General features: G+C 65.6%; 11 protein-coding genes. 5 read left to right on the top strand and 6 right to left on the bottom strand.

Annotated elements, in window-relative coordinates; all coding sequences use genetic code 11:
• Nucleotides 1-455 precede the first annotated feature (455 nt).
• Both IFO71_RS20420 and rho read right to left on the bottom strand, forming a co-directional pair.
• Nucleotides 456-995: a GAF domain-containing protein gene (locus tag IFO71_RS20420; RefSeq protein WP_192031538.1), complete on the bottom strand. Its 540-nt coding sequence runs from the start codon at nucleotides 993-995 to the stop codon at nucleotides 456-458.
• 133 nt (nucleotides 996-1,128) lie between these two features.
• Nucleotides 1,129-2,847, bottom strand: coding sequence for a transcription termination factor Rho (gene rho, locus IFO71_RS20415; RefSeq protein WP_425502928.1), 1,719 nt, complete (start codon nucleotides 2,845-2,847; stop codon nucleotides 1,129-1,131).
• A 287-nt stretch (nucleotides 2,848-3,134) separates the two neighbouring features.
• On the opposite strand from rho, the gene IFO71_RS20410 reads away from it, so the two are divergent.
• Nucleotides 3,135-3,794 carry a ParA family protein gene (locus tag IFO71_RS20410; RefSeq protein WP_192031537.1) on the top strand — a complete coding sequence of 220 codons (660 nt, stop codon included), beginning with the start codon at nucleotides 3,135-3,137 and terminating at the stop codon, nucleotides 3,792-3,794.
• A 16-nt stretch (nucleotides 3,795-3,810) separates the two neighbouring features.
• On the opposite strand, the gene IFO71_RS20405 is transcribed toward IFO71_RS20410, so the two are convergent.
• Complete coding sequence (locus IFO71_RS20405; RefSeq protein ID WP_192031536.1) at nucleotides 3,811-5,103, bottom strand: hypothetical protein; 1,293 nt, start codon at nucleotides 5,101-5,103, stop codon at nucleotides 3,811-3,813.
• A complete protein-coding gene (locus tag IFO71_RS20400) occupies nucleotides 5,100-6,404 on the bottom strand; it encodes a hypothetical protein (RefSeq protein WP_192031535.1) in 1,305 nt (434 codons plus the stop codon). Before IFO71_RS20400 ends, IFO71_RS20405 begins: the two co-directional genes overlap by 4 nt.
• Before the next feature lie 198 nt (nucleotides 6,405-6,602).
• Between IFO71_RS20400 and IFO71_RS20395 the strand changes: the two genes are divergently transcribed.
• The gene (locus tag IFO71_RS20395) at nucleotides 6,603-7,157 is read left to right on the top strand and encodes an ECF-type sigma factor (RefSeq protein WP_192031534.1); all 555 of its coding nucleotides are present in this window, start codon (nucleotides 6,603-6,605) and stop codon (nucleotides 7,155-7,157) included.
• Nucleotides 7,154-9,754, top strand: a complete 2,601-nt coding sequence (locus tag IFO71_RS20390; protein ID WP_192031533.1) for a serine/threonine-protein kinase — start codon at nucleotides 7,154-7,156, stop codon at nucleotides 9,752-9,754. The genes IFO71_RS20395 and IFO71_RS20390 overlap by 4 nt, the downstream gene beginning before the upstream one ends.
• On the opposite strand, the gene IFO71_RS20385 is transcribed toward IFO71_RS20390, so the two are convergent.
• Together IFO71_RS20385 and IFO71_RS20380 are read right to left on the bottom strand one after the other, a co-directional pair.
• On the bottom strand, nucleotides 9,747-10,382 hold the full coding sequence (locus tag IFO71_RS20385; RefSeq protein ID WP_192031532.1) for a response regulator: 636 nt from the start codon (nucleotides 10,380-10,382) through the stop codon (nucleotides 9,747-9,749). The two genes, IFO71_RS20390 and IFO71_RS20385, sit on opposite strands and share 8 nt — an antisense overlap.
• On the bottom strand, nucleotides 10,379-11,587 hold the full coding sequence (locus tag IFO71_RS20380) for a sensor histidine kinase (protein WP_192031531.1): 1,209 nt from the start codon (nucleotides 11,585-11,587) through the stop codon (nucleotides 10,379-10,381). The genes IFO71_RS20385 and IFO71_RS20380 overlap by 4 nt, the downstream gene beginning before the upstream one ends.
• Nucleotides 11,588-11,756: 169 nt before the next feature.
• Here IFO71_RS20380 and IFO71_RS20375 point away from each other — a divergent pair, with 169 nt between their 5' ends.
• Both IFO71_RS20375 and IFO71_RS20370 read left to right on the top strand, forming a co-directional pair.
• Nucleotides 11,757-12,473 (top strand): hypothetical protein, encoded by a 717-nt coding sequence (locus IFO71_RS20375; protein ID WP_192031530.1) that lies wholly within the window; start codon nucleotides 11,757-11,759, stop codon nucleotides 12,471-12,473.
• Between the two features lie 268 nt (nucleotides 12,474-12,741).
• The coding region (locus IFO71_RS20370) for a hypothetical protein (RefSeq protein WP_225444823.1) at nucleotides 12,742-13,176 on the top strand (435 nt) is incomplete at its 3' end.

Genomic DNA, 13,176 nt, shown 5'->3' with positions numbered 1-13,176 from the left:
CGCTACGCTCGGTCGGCTGCTGTCGCAGCTACGCGGGACTGCGTCCCGATCTCGCCCAAGTGGGCCCACCACTTGGGCTCGTCGCGCCTTGCACTCGGCGCAAAGTCCTCGGTGATCATCCGCACCCCCTCATGAAACATCCGGGCTAGCTCAGCAGGCGCGTGCCGCGTTGCCACGGGACCCGTTGATCGGCCCTCCTGGCCGCACCGTTCGTACACCGTGCGCTGGACCCGGGGCCCCTTCTCTGTGGGTACCTTTCTCTTGGGGAAGCAAGAGAAATTACCTCGGGCCGCCTGAAGGGCGGTACGAAACGCTGTTGATCTTGGCTTTCTTGGGGTTGCGCGCAGCGAAGAAGTAGATAAGAAAGTGGCGAAGCCTCAGGTCTTGATCCGCCACCCTTCGCCGAGGATCGCCAATCGGCGGGGCGAGACCTACGCCCTACGATCTGGCTGCGATCACACCTCAGCCAGATAGCCCACCGCTTCGCACTCGACAAATACCTCGGCCAGTTTCAACAGGGCACGAATATGCAGACTGTTGTAGTAATCGGGCTCGTTGTGTTCGCTGTCCAGCACGCCGACCAGCTGACCGCGTCGGATCAGTGGAATTGCCAGTTCTGAACGGCTGTTGTCGACATCCGGTACGTAGCGGTAATCAAGCAGGGTATCGGCCACCAGCACCGGGACCCGGTCGCGGGCGCAGGCGCCGACGATGCCAAGACCAATCGGCAAGCGGATTGGATTCTCCAGAATGCCGATCGCCACCTGCTTGCTGCCCCAGGCGGCCACCTGCACCAGGGCGCCCTGGGCGCGCGGGCGCAGATAGACCACACAATCGCTGAGCTCAAGCAGTCGACCAGCCGCCTCGGCTAGCCGCCAGGCCGCCTCAGCCGGCGTATTGCAGCCACGCAGGGCCTGCTCCAAGCCAGCCAGCTCGGCGTCGGGTGCGGCCAGGAAGCGGCCGGCTGGGCAGGGTTGAGTCGATTCGGCATCCATCGCGCGGCCAGCTTAGTCGCAGACCCGCTCGCTCGCCAGCCTGGGCCGACCGAAGGCGGCGCAGGGGAGGACGAGGTTCAGAAACGACAACGCCGGCAAACGCCGGCGTTGTGACGCAGCAGAATGTTCTGCCTCAGCGCTTCATGAAGGCGAAGAACTCGTCATTGGTCTTGGTGTTCTTCATCTTGTCGAGCAGGAACTCCATCGCCGCCAGTTCGTCCATCGGATGCAGCAGCTTGCGCAGGATCCAGATCTTCTGCAGGTAGTCCGGCTCGATCAGCAGTTCCTCGCGGCGGGTGCCGGAGCGGTTGATATTGATCGCCGGATAGACGCGCTTTTCGGTGATGCGGCGGTCCAGGTGCACTTCCATATTGCCGGTGCCCTTGAACTCTTCGTAGATCACCTCGTCCATCTTCGAGCCGGTCTCGACCAGGGCGGTGGCGAGGATGGTCAGCGAACCGCCTTCCTCAGCCTTGCGCGCGGCACCGAAGAAGCGCTTCGGCCGCTGCAGAGCGTTGGCGTCGACGCCGCCGGTCAGCACCTTGCCTGAGCTTGGCACCACGGTGTTGTAGGCGCGGGCCAGACGGGTGATGGAGTCGAGCAGGATCACCACGTCCTTCTTGTGCTCGACCAGGCGTTTCGCCCGTTCGATCACCATCTCGGCGACCTGCACATGGCGTGCGGCCGGCTCGTCGAAGGTCGAGCTGACCACTTCGCCGCGCACGCTGCGCTGCATTTCGGTGACTTCTTCCGGGCGCTCGTCGATCAGCAGCACGATCAGGTGCACATCCGGATGGTTGTGGATGATCGCCTGGGCGACATTCTGCATCAGCATCGTCTTGCCGGCTTTCGGCGGCGACACGATCAGGCCGCGCTGGCCTTTGCCGATCGGGCTGACCAGATCGAGGATACGGCCGGTGATGTCCTCGGTACTGCCATTGCCGCGCTCGAGCTTGAAGCGCTCGCGCGGGAACAGCGGGGTGAGGTTCTCAAACAGGACCTTGTTCTTGGTCGCTTCCGGCGGCTCGCCGTTGATGGTGCCGACCTTGTCCAGGGCGAAGTAGCGCTCGCCATCCTTGGGCGGGCGGATCTTGCCGATCAGGTAGTCGCCGGTGCGCAGATTGAAACGGCGGATCTGGCTCGGGCTGATGTAGACGTCGTCCGGGCCGGCCAGATAGCTGGCGTCGGCCGAGCGCAGGAAACCAAAGCCATCGGGCAGGATTTCCAGCACGCCCTCGCCCGCCACGCCGTCCGACGTGCGGGTCAGCGCTTTCAGCAGGGCGAAGGTCACGTCCTGCTTGCGCAGACGGGCCACCGCCTCGCCCAGTCCGATCTGTTCGGCGATGTCGAGCAGTTGCCCGGCATGCATGCGCTTCAGATCGGTCAGCGAATAGGTTGGGAAATTCGGTGGCAGCTGGAAGGTCGGCGGCGGTTCATTGCGTTCACCGCGTTCGTCGCGGTTGCCGCGCTCCGGCTGATCGTCGCTTCCGCGCTCACCACGATCGCGGTCGCGATTGCGGCGATTGCGGCGGTCACGCCGATGGCGACCCTCGCGGCCTTCGCGCGGGTGGTTGTTCTGCTCGCGGCCGTCCTTGCCGCCGTCGCCGCCGTCGCCGTCGCCGCCAGCGGCGTTATCGCTAGCCGCAGACTCGGCGGGGGCGCTGTCAGCGATCGGCGCAGAGGACTCGGTCGACGCGTTGTCGCTGCTCGCCGGATTGTCGCCGGCGCTGCTGGACGAACGCTTGCCGCGCGAACGCGGTGCTGAGTCGGTGGATTTTGAGGCGCGCGTCTCGGACGGCGCTTCCTGCACAGCGGCCTGATCGCCGCCGAGGTCGGATGAGTTGTCGTGCACGATAGTCCCTCGCGTGGTGCGAGATTGGGATCGAAGGGTTGGAAGGCAACCGGGGGATGAGCTTGGAGGAGCGCAAAGGTCCTCTGCGGCCCCAACACTAGCACCGCAAGCCGCTGTGCGTAAAGTCATCGGGTTGTCGGCGATTCATCCGTCCTGGCTTTGCGTTCGGCGCTGGCGATGGTTCAATGCCCGGAGCGGAGGCCGTGGCGGGCGCCGTCGGTGCGAAAGTTCACAGTTTGAGCGGCCACTCACTGAGGCGGCGCGAGGTCGAACGGGGGAACGGGTTGATGCTGTCGATTCTGGTGGCGAGTTCCAAGGGCGGCTGCGGTAAGTCCACCCTCAGTACGCAGCTGGCGGCCTATTTCGCCCTGGCCGGCAAGCGCAGTGTTCTGGTCGATGCCGATCCGCAGGGCTCATCGACCGACTGGTGCGCCCTGCGCGCCGAGCAAGCGTATCCGGTCATCGTCGTTGATGGCCGGCAAAAGAAGTGGTCCAAGCAGCTGCCGGCGGACACCCAGCGCCTGGTCATGGACACCCCGGCGGGTGCCGATGAGGCCCTGCTCAAGCCCTTGCTGAAGCGGGCCGACGCTGTGCTGGTGCCGGTCCTGCCCTCGGCCATCGACTTACGGGCCAGTCAGCGCTTCCTGCAGCGTCTCGCCGCGCACCCGACAGTGAAGCAGCAGGCGATGCCGATCGGGCTGGTCGCCAACCGCACTCGGCCCTGGACCCAGGCCAGCCAGCGCGCCCTCGACGAAATCTGTCAATGGGGCTTTCCTTTGGTCGCCCAGTTGCGTGATGCCCAGGCCTATGTGCTGCTTGCTGGCCTCGGCAAGAGCCTGTTCGACTATCACTCGCAGGCCATCCTGCAGCAGCAGGAGGATTGGCAGCCGCTGTTTGCCTGGCTGCGCGAGATCAATCGGGCGCGCAAGGTGGCCGGCAGCGCGTGAGCTGCCGGCCTCTCCATCACTCGCGATGAAACTTGGCGTACATGCGGTTGCCGTTGCGATACACGGCATAGATCGGATTCAGCGCCGAGACTGCGTGGCTCGACTCGTCGGCCGGCCCGTCGGTGGGCGCGACCAGCCAGCGGGAGCTGGGCCGAGCGCTGGCCAGGGTTGCCAGCGGCAGGCTATAGGCCACTTGACCGACGCGGGCAGTGTCGAGCACGGGTCGAGCGCTGAACACGACGTTCAGCTGGTCGCCATCCGGGCTGAAACTGAGACTGGGCCAGCCGGCCACTTGGCTGGAAAACAGGCAGGCAAAGCCGCTGCAAGGCGGCGGCAGGTTGACCGGCGCATGCAGCGGGCGGCCGCTTGAACTCAGCGATAGCAGGCGGATGCGGGAGTCTTCGCGCCAGCTGACGAAGTAGCGTCGATGCAGCGCCGAGTAGATCACCACCGGCTTGCCGCTCGGAGTGCTCTCCGCCGCGGTTTTCACCGCGATCACTTCGAACCGCCCCACCGTGCCACTGAACGCGTCGATGCGCTGTGCCCGCAGGTCCTGATCGGTCTCGTAGACCAGCAAGAACTCGTTCTCGCTGGCAGCGAGGCTGCCGTTGTCGGCCCAGGCCGCAGCCGGGCTGCTGATCGCTCGTGCCTCACCCAGCAGATCGCCGCGTGTGCTCAGCTGCTGCACCATCAGCCGGTGGCGCAGGCCGTCGGCCGGACGCATATCGGTGTAGGCCAGCAACACGGAGTTCGCTGTGGCCGCGATGCTCGGTCGCTGCGGGCCGATGTACAGGTTGCCTTCCGCCGGATCCAGCACGCGCCGCCAGTGCACCCGTCGGGCCGCGTCAAAGGCCGCCACCTCCAGCCGCGGGTAGCTGAGGATCAACGGAAATGAGCCACCACCGATATGGTCGAAACCACGATCCTCCAAGTCGAGGCGCTCGGCGGCGACCAGCCACTGATGGCCGCCCGGAACCGACGCGATGCGCGGCGTGGTGTAGCGCGTGCAGCGTGGCAGATCATCGCAATTGGCGACGCCGGACATGATGATGCTGCGCGAGGCTGAGCGCCGCGCGCCGTCCAGGCCTACGGCGATCACCGAACCACGCTGTGCCCATAGCGCTTGCGCCTGGCCGTCGCTGGCGTTGAATTGCACGCTGGGTTCCGCCGGCTGGCTGTCCAGCGCAAAGCCGCCGTCGATGGCGAACACCTGGGCGCTGACCGTCTGCACGCTCAACAGCGGCAGCAGAGTGGCGATCAGAAAAGCGCTGAGTGTCCTCGCTTTCAACCTCGTGTTGGCGCGAATCATGGCAGGAAGTCGCTGATCAGCAAGGAGGTGTTCTCGATCGTGATGCGATCGCCCACTGAGCGGGTAGTGGCCAACCAGGTGGCGGCAGCGATGCCCGAGCGCGGATCGTAGGCGGTACGCAGCGAGCCGATCTCGGCGTCGCTGATCGGTGTCAACCAGCGGGTACTGATGGTGAAACCGCTGCCGCTGCTGTTGACCCGATGACCCAATACGCCCCATTGCCGATCGAGCTGATTCCAGGGCATCGCGGCAAAGCTGAGTTGGAAACCGCCGCCGAAGGCAAACACCTGCGGTGCACCGCTGGCGGCCGGACGAGTCAGCAGGCAGGTCCAACTGCCGACGGCACAGCTGCTCTGCACGGTAAAGGTTGAGCCGCTGGGCAGGCCGCCACGCGTCAGGGCACGGGCCATCACCCGACGGCGCTCGCCAGTGCTTTGCGTGTGATCCAGCCAGGTGACCAGAAACTGACGCAGTTCCGCTGAGTAGGCGATGCTGGGATGGCCGTCGACCAGGGATTCATAACGAGCGGGTTGGGTCTTGTTGGCGACCACATAGTCGCCACTGATCCATTTGAATTCGGCGCGGCTGGCCGAAATCAGAGTGGGATAGACCAGGCGCACGCGAATATCGCGACGAGTCTCGTAGGCCACCGCAAAGAACCCAGCATCGCTCTGATAGGCAATCGCCGGGTTGCGTACCCGCAAGTCGGCGCTGCCGTCGACCTGCAGATCCTTGCGGTTCGCGAGGGCCTCGCCGTTGCCCGACATCAGTTCCAGTCCCAACCAGCCGTTCCATGGATGACTGTAGGCCAGCAGGGTGCAGCAGCGGCCACTTCGGGTGTCGGAGAGCAGGTCCATCTCAAAGGCGGACGGCCGCGCCAAGCCGCGTCGGATATCGACCTCGCGAGGAGCGGGCCCGCTGAGGCTGGCGTTCAGGTGCTTCAGCCACATGCCCATGACCGGGAAGCCAAAAGGCGAGTCGGGGCGAGTGGTTTCCTCGAAACTCAGCAGCACCCCGTAGCCCGGTTTGAAGGCCAGATGCGGGGTGGCGTAGTCAAATCTGCCGAGCGTCCGAAAGTGCAGCGACTCCGCCGGGCCCAGCACACCATCGTTGAACCAGTTGCCATTGACGCCGCCACGGGAGGAATAGGCGAGCAGGAAGTCGCCGGCGTTCTCGCTGGCCACGATATCCGGCACGATCGCGGGGTCAACGGTCAATTGCACGGTGTGCACTCCGGCCTGGGCGGCGCCGGTGGCGAAACTGGCGGCGAAGAGCCAGCTGATGATTTGACGTGTTTGCATGTCGATTCCTTGGGGCTGAGTGATAGCCGCCTGGCGCCAATGCGCTCAGCGTGCCGGTGTTGGCTATTTCGAAAATCGCCGACCGCGACCGCCAATTTCGCGCCAGTCACCGACGGGCGCGTCGAATGGCGGAATGAGCGGGTGATCAAAAGCGCCTCGGCGGCAGCGACCGACCGCCAGCCTCCGTATGCTTTGCGCATGAGCGAGATCACTGAATGGCTGTGCGACTCGAAGCGCGGCGACCGCGCGGCCCTGCCGCAGGTCTTCGCTGCCCTGTACCAGGAGTTGCATCGGGTGGCGCAACAGCGCTGGGGTGGCGTCGAGTACACCCTGTCGCCTACCGTGCTGGTCAATGAGGCCTATCTGAGGCTCAGTCAGGGAGCGCGCGGCGATATCCAGGATCGGCAGCACTTCATGGCCTGTGCGCAGCGGGTAATGCATGCTGTGTGGGTCGATCACCTGCGCCTGCGCAATGCGCAGAAGCGCGGAGGCAATCTCAGTCGCGTCGAGTTGACCGATGCCTGCGACGCGGCCGGCACGCCGGATGTTGCGGAAGATCTGGCCGCCCTGGATCAGGCCCTGGACAGCCTTCAGCGGATCAGCCCGCGATTGCGCCAGGTGGCCGAGTTGCGTCTGCTGGGCGGCTTCGAGCTGGCTGAGATCGCCACGACCCTGAACACACCCTTGCGTTCCACCGAGCGTGACTGGCAGCGAGCGCGGGCCTTGCTTATGGCGCGTCTGGAGCGGTTATGAACCTCTCCGAGCTCAGTGCGGACGATACCCAGCTGTGGCGCGAGGCTGACAGCGTGTTTGCCGAGCTGCTTGAACTGCCAGTGCAGGAGCGTCAGGCGTCCCTGTCCGCGCGAAGCCTGGACACCGCTGTGCGACAGCGAGTGCAGGCATTGCTGCGCGCCGATGCCTGCACGCCGGAGGCCTGGGCAGCCCCCCAGCGTCTGGGCGACTGGCTGATCGGCGAGGTGCTCGGGCGCGGTGGCATGGCCGTGGTGTATCGCGCCCGTCATGCCAGCATGCCTGAGCGTGAGGCGGCGCTGAAACTGGTGGTGTCGGCGCGCGGCAGCGAGACAGACGGCCCGCGGCAGGAACAGGCCATTCTGGCGCGACTGCAGCATCCGCACATCGCTCCTCTGTACGATGCCGGTTTGGCCGGCGACGGCACGCCCTGGTTTGCCATGGCCTTGATCGACGGGCAGCGCATCGATCAGTGGTGCGAGCGCGCTGGCTTGAGCCCGGCTGCTCGCGTGCGATTGCTGCTGCCGGTGCTTGCCGCGGTGGCTTATGCCCATCGCAATCTGGTCGTGCACCGCGATATCAAGCCCTCCAATGTGATGGTCAATGCCGAGGGCCACCCTTATTTACTCGACTTCGGCATCGCCCGCCTGCTCGATGCGGCGGAGCAGACACGCACCGCTAACATGGCGTTCAGTCCGGCCTACGCAGCGCCAGAGCAGTTTCGCCAGGCGCCGCCCTCCACGGCGATGGATGTGTATGGCCTGGGCGCCTTGCTGTACCGCTTGCTCGCCGGACAGCCACCGCAGCGGGATCCGCAATCGCTGCTGCCGGCGCCGCTGGCGATCGATGCCGATGTCGGGGCCGGTGCGCTCGGTGCTGTGCAGGAATTGAATGCCATCGTCATGCAGGCGCTGGCGGATGCGGCGACCGAACGCTATGCCAGTGCCGATGCGCTGGCCGACGACTTGAACCGCTGGCTGCTGGGTCATCCGGTACAGGCTCTGCGACGGCAGGGTGGCGGTTATCGATTGGCCAAATGGATCCGTCGGCACCGGTTGGTTGCCGCTTCGCTGACCTCAGCGGTATTCAGTGTGATGCTGGCGGCTGTCCTTAGCCTGTGGTTTGGTCTGGAGGCCGACCAGCAGCGGCGCAATGCACTGGCCGAACAGGCGCGTGCCGAACAGGCGCTGGCGCAGGCTTCGGTGGTGCACCGCTTCCTGCTGGATCTATTCGCGGCCAGCTTCCCCGATCGACCCAGGGGCGAGTTGCCGACCACGGAGGAGCTGCTGGCCAAGGGCGGCGAGTTGGCAGCGGCGCGCGCCTCGACCGAGCCCGCCTTGAGTGCCGAACTGCTGGCCACCATTGCCCACCTGTACTTCGTGCGCGGACTGCATGCCGATTCGCAGCGCCTGCTGCAACGCGCGCAGCCCTTGCTACCGGCGCTGAGCGATCGGCCGGAGGTGGCCGCCAGCATCGAGCGAACGCTGGGCGAAATCGCCGAAGCGCGCGGCGAGATCGATCTGGCCATTGGCCACTTCGATGCGGCGATGCGCCTGCTCGACCACCAGCCAGCGCTGCGTTCGACCTATTTCACCGTCGCCGGCAAGCGCGGCTTTCTGGAGATTCTGCGCAACGATCCCGCCGCGGCGGTGGCGCATCTGCAACCGTTGTACGCGCAATTGCTGGCTGTCGACGATCAGTCAGCGGTGCGCAGCAAGGTGTTGGGTGCGCTGATCGTGGCACATACCCGTTTGCGTGATTTCGACCGCGCTGCCGCCTTGCAACAGTCCCTGGAGCAGCGCATTGCCGCCAGCGAAGGTGCGAGCGGTCGCGCCATGGCCATCGCGCGCATCAATGCGGTGGGATTGCATGTGATGCGGGCTGAGTTTGCTCTGCTGGAGCAGAAGCTGAGCGCCGCCATCGAGCATTTCGATCAGGTTTCCAGCGGCCCCAATCAGATGCGCGCAGGTGCCCGTATCGCCTGGGCCGAAGCCCTGCGCTATCAGGGGCACATTGAGCGCGCCCTGCAGCTGGCCGAGCAGGGCTTTGCCGAGCAGATTGCCGTGCTCGGCTTGCCCTCGCTGCAGCACTCCTTGCCCTATCAACTGGCGGCGCTGCGACTTAACGCAGACCTTGATCGTTGGATCGTGGCCGAACAGCATCTGCTGCAGGCCGAGCAGTTGCAGCAGCAAGGCAGTGCGGCCACCCCCAACATGCTGGCGCAGATCAGGCTGTTCCGCGTCGCGCTGAATTGCCGGCAAGGCCGATGGCAAGATGATGCGCTGTCGGCATTGGCGTCGATCACCGACCCGGAATTGCAGCGCCAGGCCGGATTGACCGAGGCGCGCTGCGCCTGGCAGCGTGGCGATCGCGCCGCCGCGCTGAAGCGGCTGCAAGCACTGCAGATCAGCACGGTCGGCGCCGCCCCTGGAGAAGGCTTGGAGGTCGCCTTGTTGCAGGCGCAAGCGGCGGACTGGTGGCAGGCCGAGGGCGATGAATTGCGCGCCGAACAGGCCAGGCAAATCGCGCGCGCAGCGCTGACCCGGGCCGGGCTGAAGCTGTCCGCATTGCCGCTACCCGCCCTGGATCGGCTCAGATAATCCGCAGAGTGATGGCTTTCAACACGGCGCGGGTCCGGTCGCGAGTGCCAAGCTTGTCGAGAATCTCGCTGACGTAGTTCTTTACCGTTCCTTCCGAAAGATGGATGCTGCGGGCAATCTCCTTGTTCGAGTAGCCGCCGGCCAGCAAGCGCAGGATCGACACCTCGCGCTCGTTGAAGGTATCGCTGGGCGGGCTCTGATCGCGGTAGGCATAGCGCGCCCGCACCGGATCGGTGGCCACCGGCGCGAGCAGCGTTTCGCCGGCCGCGGCGCGTTGTATCGCCTCCAGCAGGTCTTCCGGCGACGCATCCTTGAGTAGAAAGCCTTGCGCGCCGGCCTCGGCGGCCTGCAGGGCGAGATCGTCCTCGTCAAAGGTAGTGAGCAGGATCAGCGGCGTCGCATTGCCAGCTGCGCGCAGACGGCGCAGCACCTCCAGGCCACCCACGCCCGGCATGCGGATGTCAGACAGGATCACATCCACAGGTTGCTGCTGCAACTTGGCCAGCAGGCTTTCGCCGTCTTCGGCTTCCAGGCTGACCTCGACTTCAGCAAAGTCCGCCAGCAGTGCGCGCAGGCCGGAGCGCACCAGGGCTTGATCATCGGCCAGGGCAAGACGGATCACGCTCATGCCGCTGGTTCCTTGCTGGCTTCACCGGAGACGCGCGCCAGACCGGCACTTGGCGGGCGACCTTGCCGCAACGGACAGCGTGCCTGTAGATGCAGGCCGCCGCGCTGGCTGATGGACCAACGCAGCTCGCCACCGATCTGTTCGAAGCGTTCGCGCATGCCGCTGAGTCCGCCGCCCGGGGTAAGCGGCCAGCTTACCCGGCCGTCGTCTTCGATATCCAATTGCAGTCCATTCTCGTCGGTCTTCAGCCGCACCCACAGGTGTCGCGAGAGTCCATGGCGTGCGGCATTGGTCAGGGCCTCCTGTACCGCTCGCAATACGGCCTCGAATACCGGTTGGCTGCCCAGTCGCAGGTCACCGGGCATTTCCAAGTGCATGCTCGGCCGGGTAAACGACACGCCCAGTCTGGCGATCGCCTGTCCCAGATCCAGATCGTTGCGGGCGCGGGTCTGCTGAACCACCGAGCGCAAGGTCTGCAGCAGCTCATCGGCCAACTCAGCGCATAGTTTCACTCGCGCGGGATCGGGCTGACGCGAGTCACGCATCAGGGCCGACAGGTTCAGCTTCAACGCCGTCAAGGTGTGGCCGGCAACATCATGCAGTTCCCGCGACAGGGCGAGTCGCTCCTGGTCACGCGTCGATTCGGCCAGCAGGGTGCGCGAAGTCAACAACTCGGCGTTGGCCGCACGCAGCTCCTCGCTCATCGTCTCGGCACGGCGAGTATTGCGCATCACCAGGGCGGCGAAGGCCTGGAAGCTGATATAGGCCAGTGAGGTAATGGCAAGCTGACTAAGATTCGCGCCCGTGCGCAAGTAGAGCAGGGCAAGATAGGCCGCGTTCAAGGTCGCCAGACTGACAATCAGCCAGCGCAATTCCAGGCGCAAGGCAAACATCGCTGCCACCAGCACCATCAGGATCGGGCCGGTTCCGGTGGGGCGATAGGCCGAGGCGGCCAGGCTGCACACTGCCATGGCGGCGGCGATCCACGCGTAGCGACCGAAGCTGAGTCGCTGCTCGGCCGAGGTAACCGAGATAAAGCCAAGCAAAAAGCTCAGCAGGGCAGCGCGGGTCAGCCAGACCCAGGCCGGCTCGGCGCCAACCAAGCGCGCTTCGGTCTCCCAGCTCACCACCGCCCAGGCTGCATAAGCAGCCAGATTCAGCGGCGCCAGGGCCTCGACGATAAATTGGCGAGCATTCGATGACATGCCGGCAGCATGGCAATACTGCGCTGTCAGGACAACACGCCAGGCCCAGGAAATGACTTCCGGCACCCGTGATTGCTGACCCTTGGCACCTCAATCCGGCGCAGGCAATCGCCATTCTGAGCCTGTGGCGCAGACCGCGACTCGCCCCCGCAAGATCACGAGGACCCCCATGGACAGCTACCGTATCGCCCTGATTGCCCACATCTTGAGCGGCGTCATTGCGTTGGCCGCGTTCTGGAGCGCCGGCCTGGCGCGCAAAGGCTCGCCGTTTCACAAGAAGATCGGCAAGGTGTACCTGTTGTCCATGCTGGGCATCATTCTGACCGGCGTGCCCCTGGTGTTCGGCCTGCTCGCCCGTGGTCAGTCGGTGGGTGCGATCTTTCTCACCTACTTGCTGGTGCTGGTCAGCAGTGCATGCTGGCAGTCCTGGCGTGCCGTGCGCGACAAGAAGAATGCAAACGCCTACTTTGGCTTCACCTACTGGAGCCTGGTCGGCATCAGCGCGCTCAGCGGGGCGGGGGTAATCGCCTTCGGTGCCATGGTGGGCTCCAGCTTGCTGCAGGTTTTTGGCGGCATCGGCGTGTTCGGCCTGGTCGGCGGCATATTCAGCTGGCGCCGCGCGCCACGCGATCCAAAGTGGTGGTTAAAGGAACACTATGGCGCCATGATCGGCAACGGCGTGGCTACCCATATCGCCTTCTTCGGTATTGGCCTGCGCAACATGCTGCCGGGCGTCGATCCCGCGTTGGTGCAGAGTTTTGCCTGGTTCAGTCCCCTGGTCGGCGCACTGATCGCCGCCATCTGGCTCAACCGCCGCTATGGCCGCAGCCCTGCCAAGGCGCGCACGCCAGCCAAACCGATGACCACCGACGCGCAGCCTGCATGAAGCACCCAGCGGTGTCGGTGGAGTTGGCGTGGGCGGGCCCTGGCGCCTGGCCCGCCGCTTTGAATTGCAGATGTCGAATCGGCCTGTCTAGCCCGGATATTTCGTGAAGGGGCGCGGGTGATCACCGAGGACTTTGCGCTGAGTGCAAGGCGCGACGAGCCCAAGTGGCGGGCCCACTTGGACGAGATCGGGACGCAGTCCCGCGTAGCTGCGACAGCAGCCGTTGCCGCGCAGCGGCCGACCGAGCGTAGCGCACGCGGGAAGGGCCATGGATGGCCCTGTTCTGGGAGCGAGGAAGGCGCAGGCTGCGCAGCAGCCGTTGCTGCGTAGCAGCCGACCGAGCGTAGCGAAGGCGCAGGCTGCACAGCAGCCGTTGCCGCGCAGCGGCCGACCGAGCGTAGCGAAGGCGCAGGCTGCGCAGCAGCCGTTGCCGCGCAGCGACCGACCGAGCGTAGCGAAGGCGCAGGCTGCACAGCAGCCGTTGCCGCGCAGCGGCCGACCGAGCGTAGCGAAGGCGCAGGCTGCGCAGCAGCCGTTGCCGCGCAGCGGCCGACCGAGCGTAGTGAAGGCGCAGGCTGCACAGCAGCCGTTGCCGCGCAGCGGCCGACCGAGCGTAGCGCACGCGGGAAGGGCCATGGATGGCCCTGCTCTGGGAGCGAGGAAGGCGCAGGCTGCGCAGCAGCCGTTGCCGCGCAGCGGCCGA

Source organism: Pseudomarimonas arenosa, assembly GCF_014841215.1.
In the GTDB taxonomy this organism is placed as follows: Bacteria; Pseudomonadota; Gammaproteobacteria; order Xanthomonadales; family Xanthomonadaceae; genus Pseudomarimonas; species Pseudomarimonas arenosa.
Note: the sequence above shows the minus strand (reverse complement) of the source record. Positions and strands in the feature narration are given on the sequence as shown.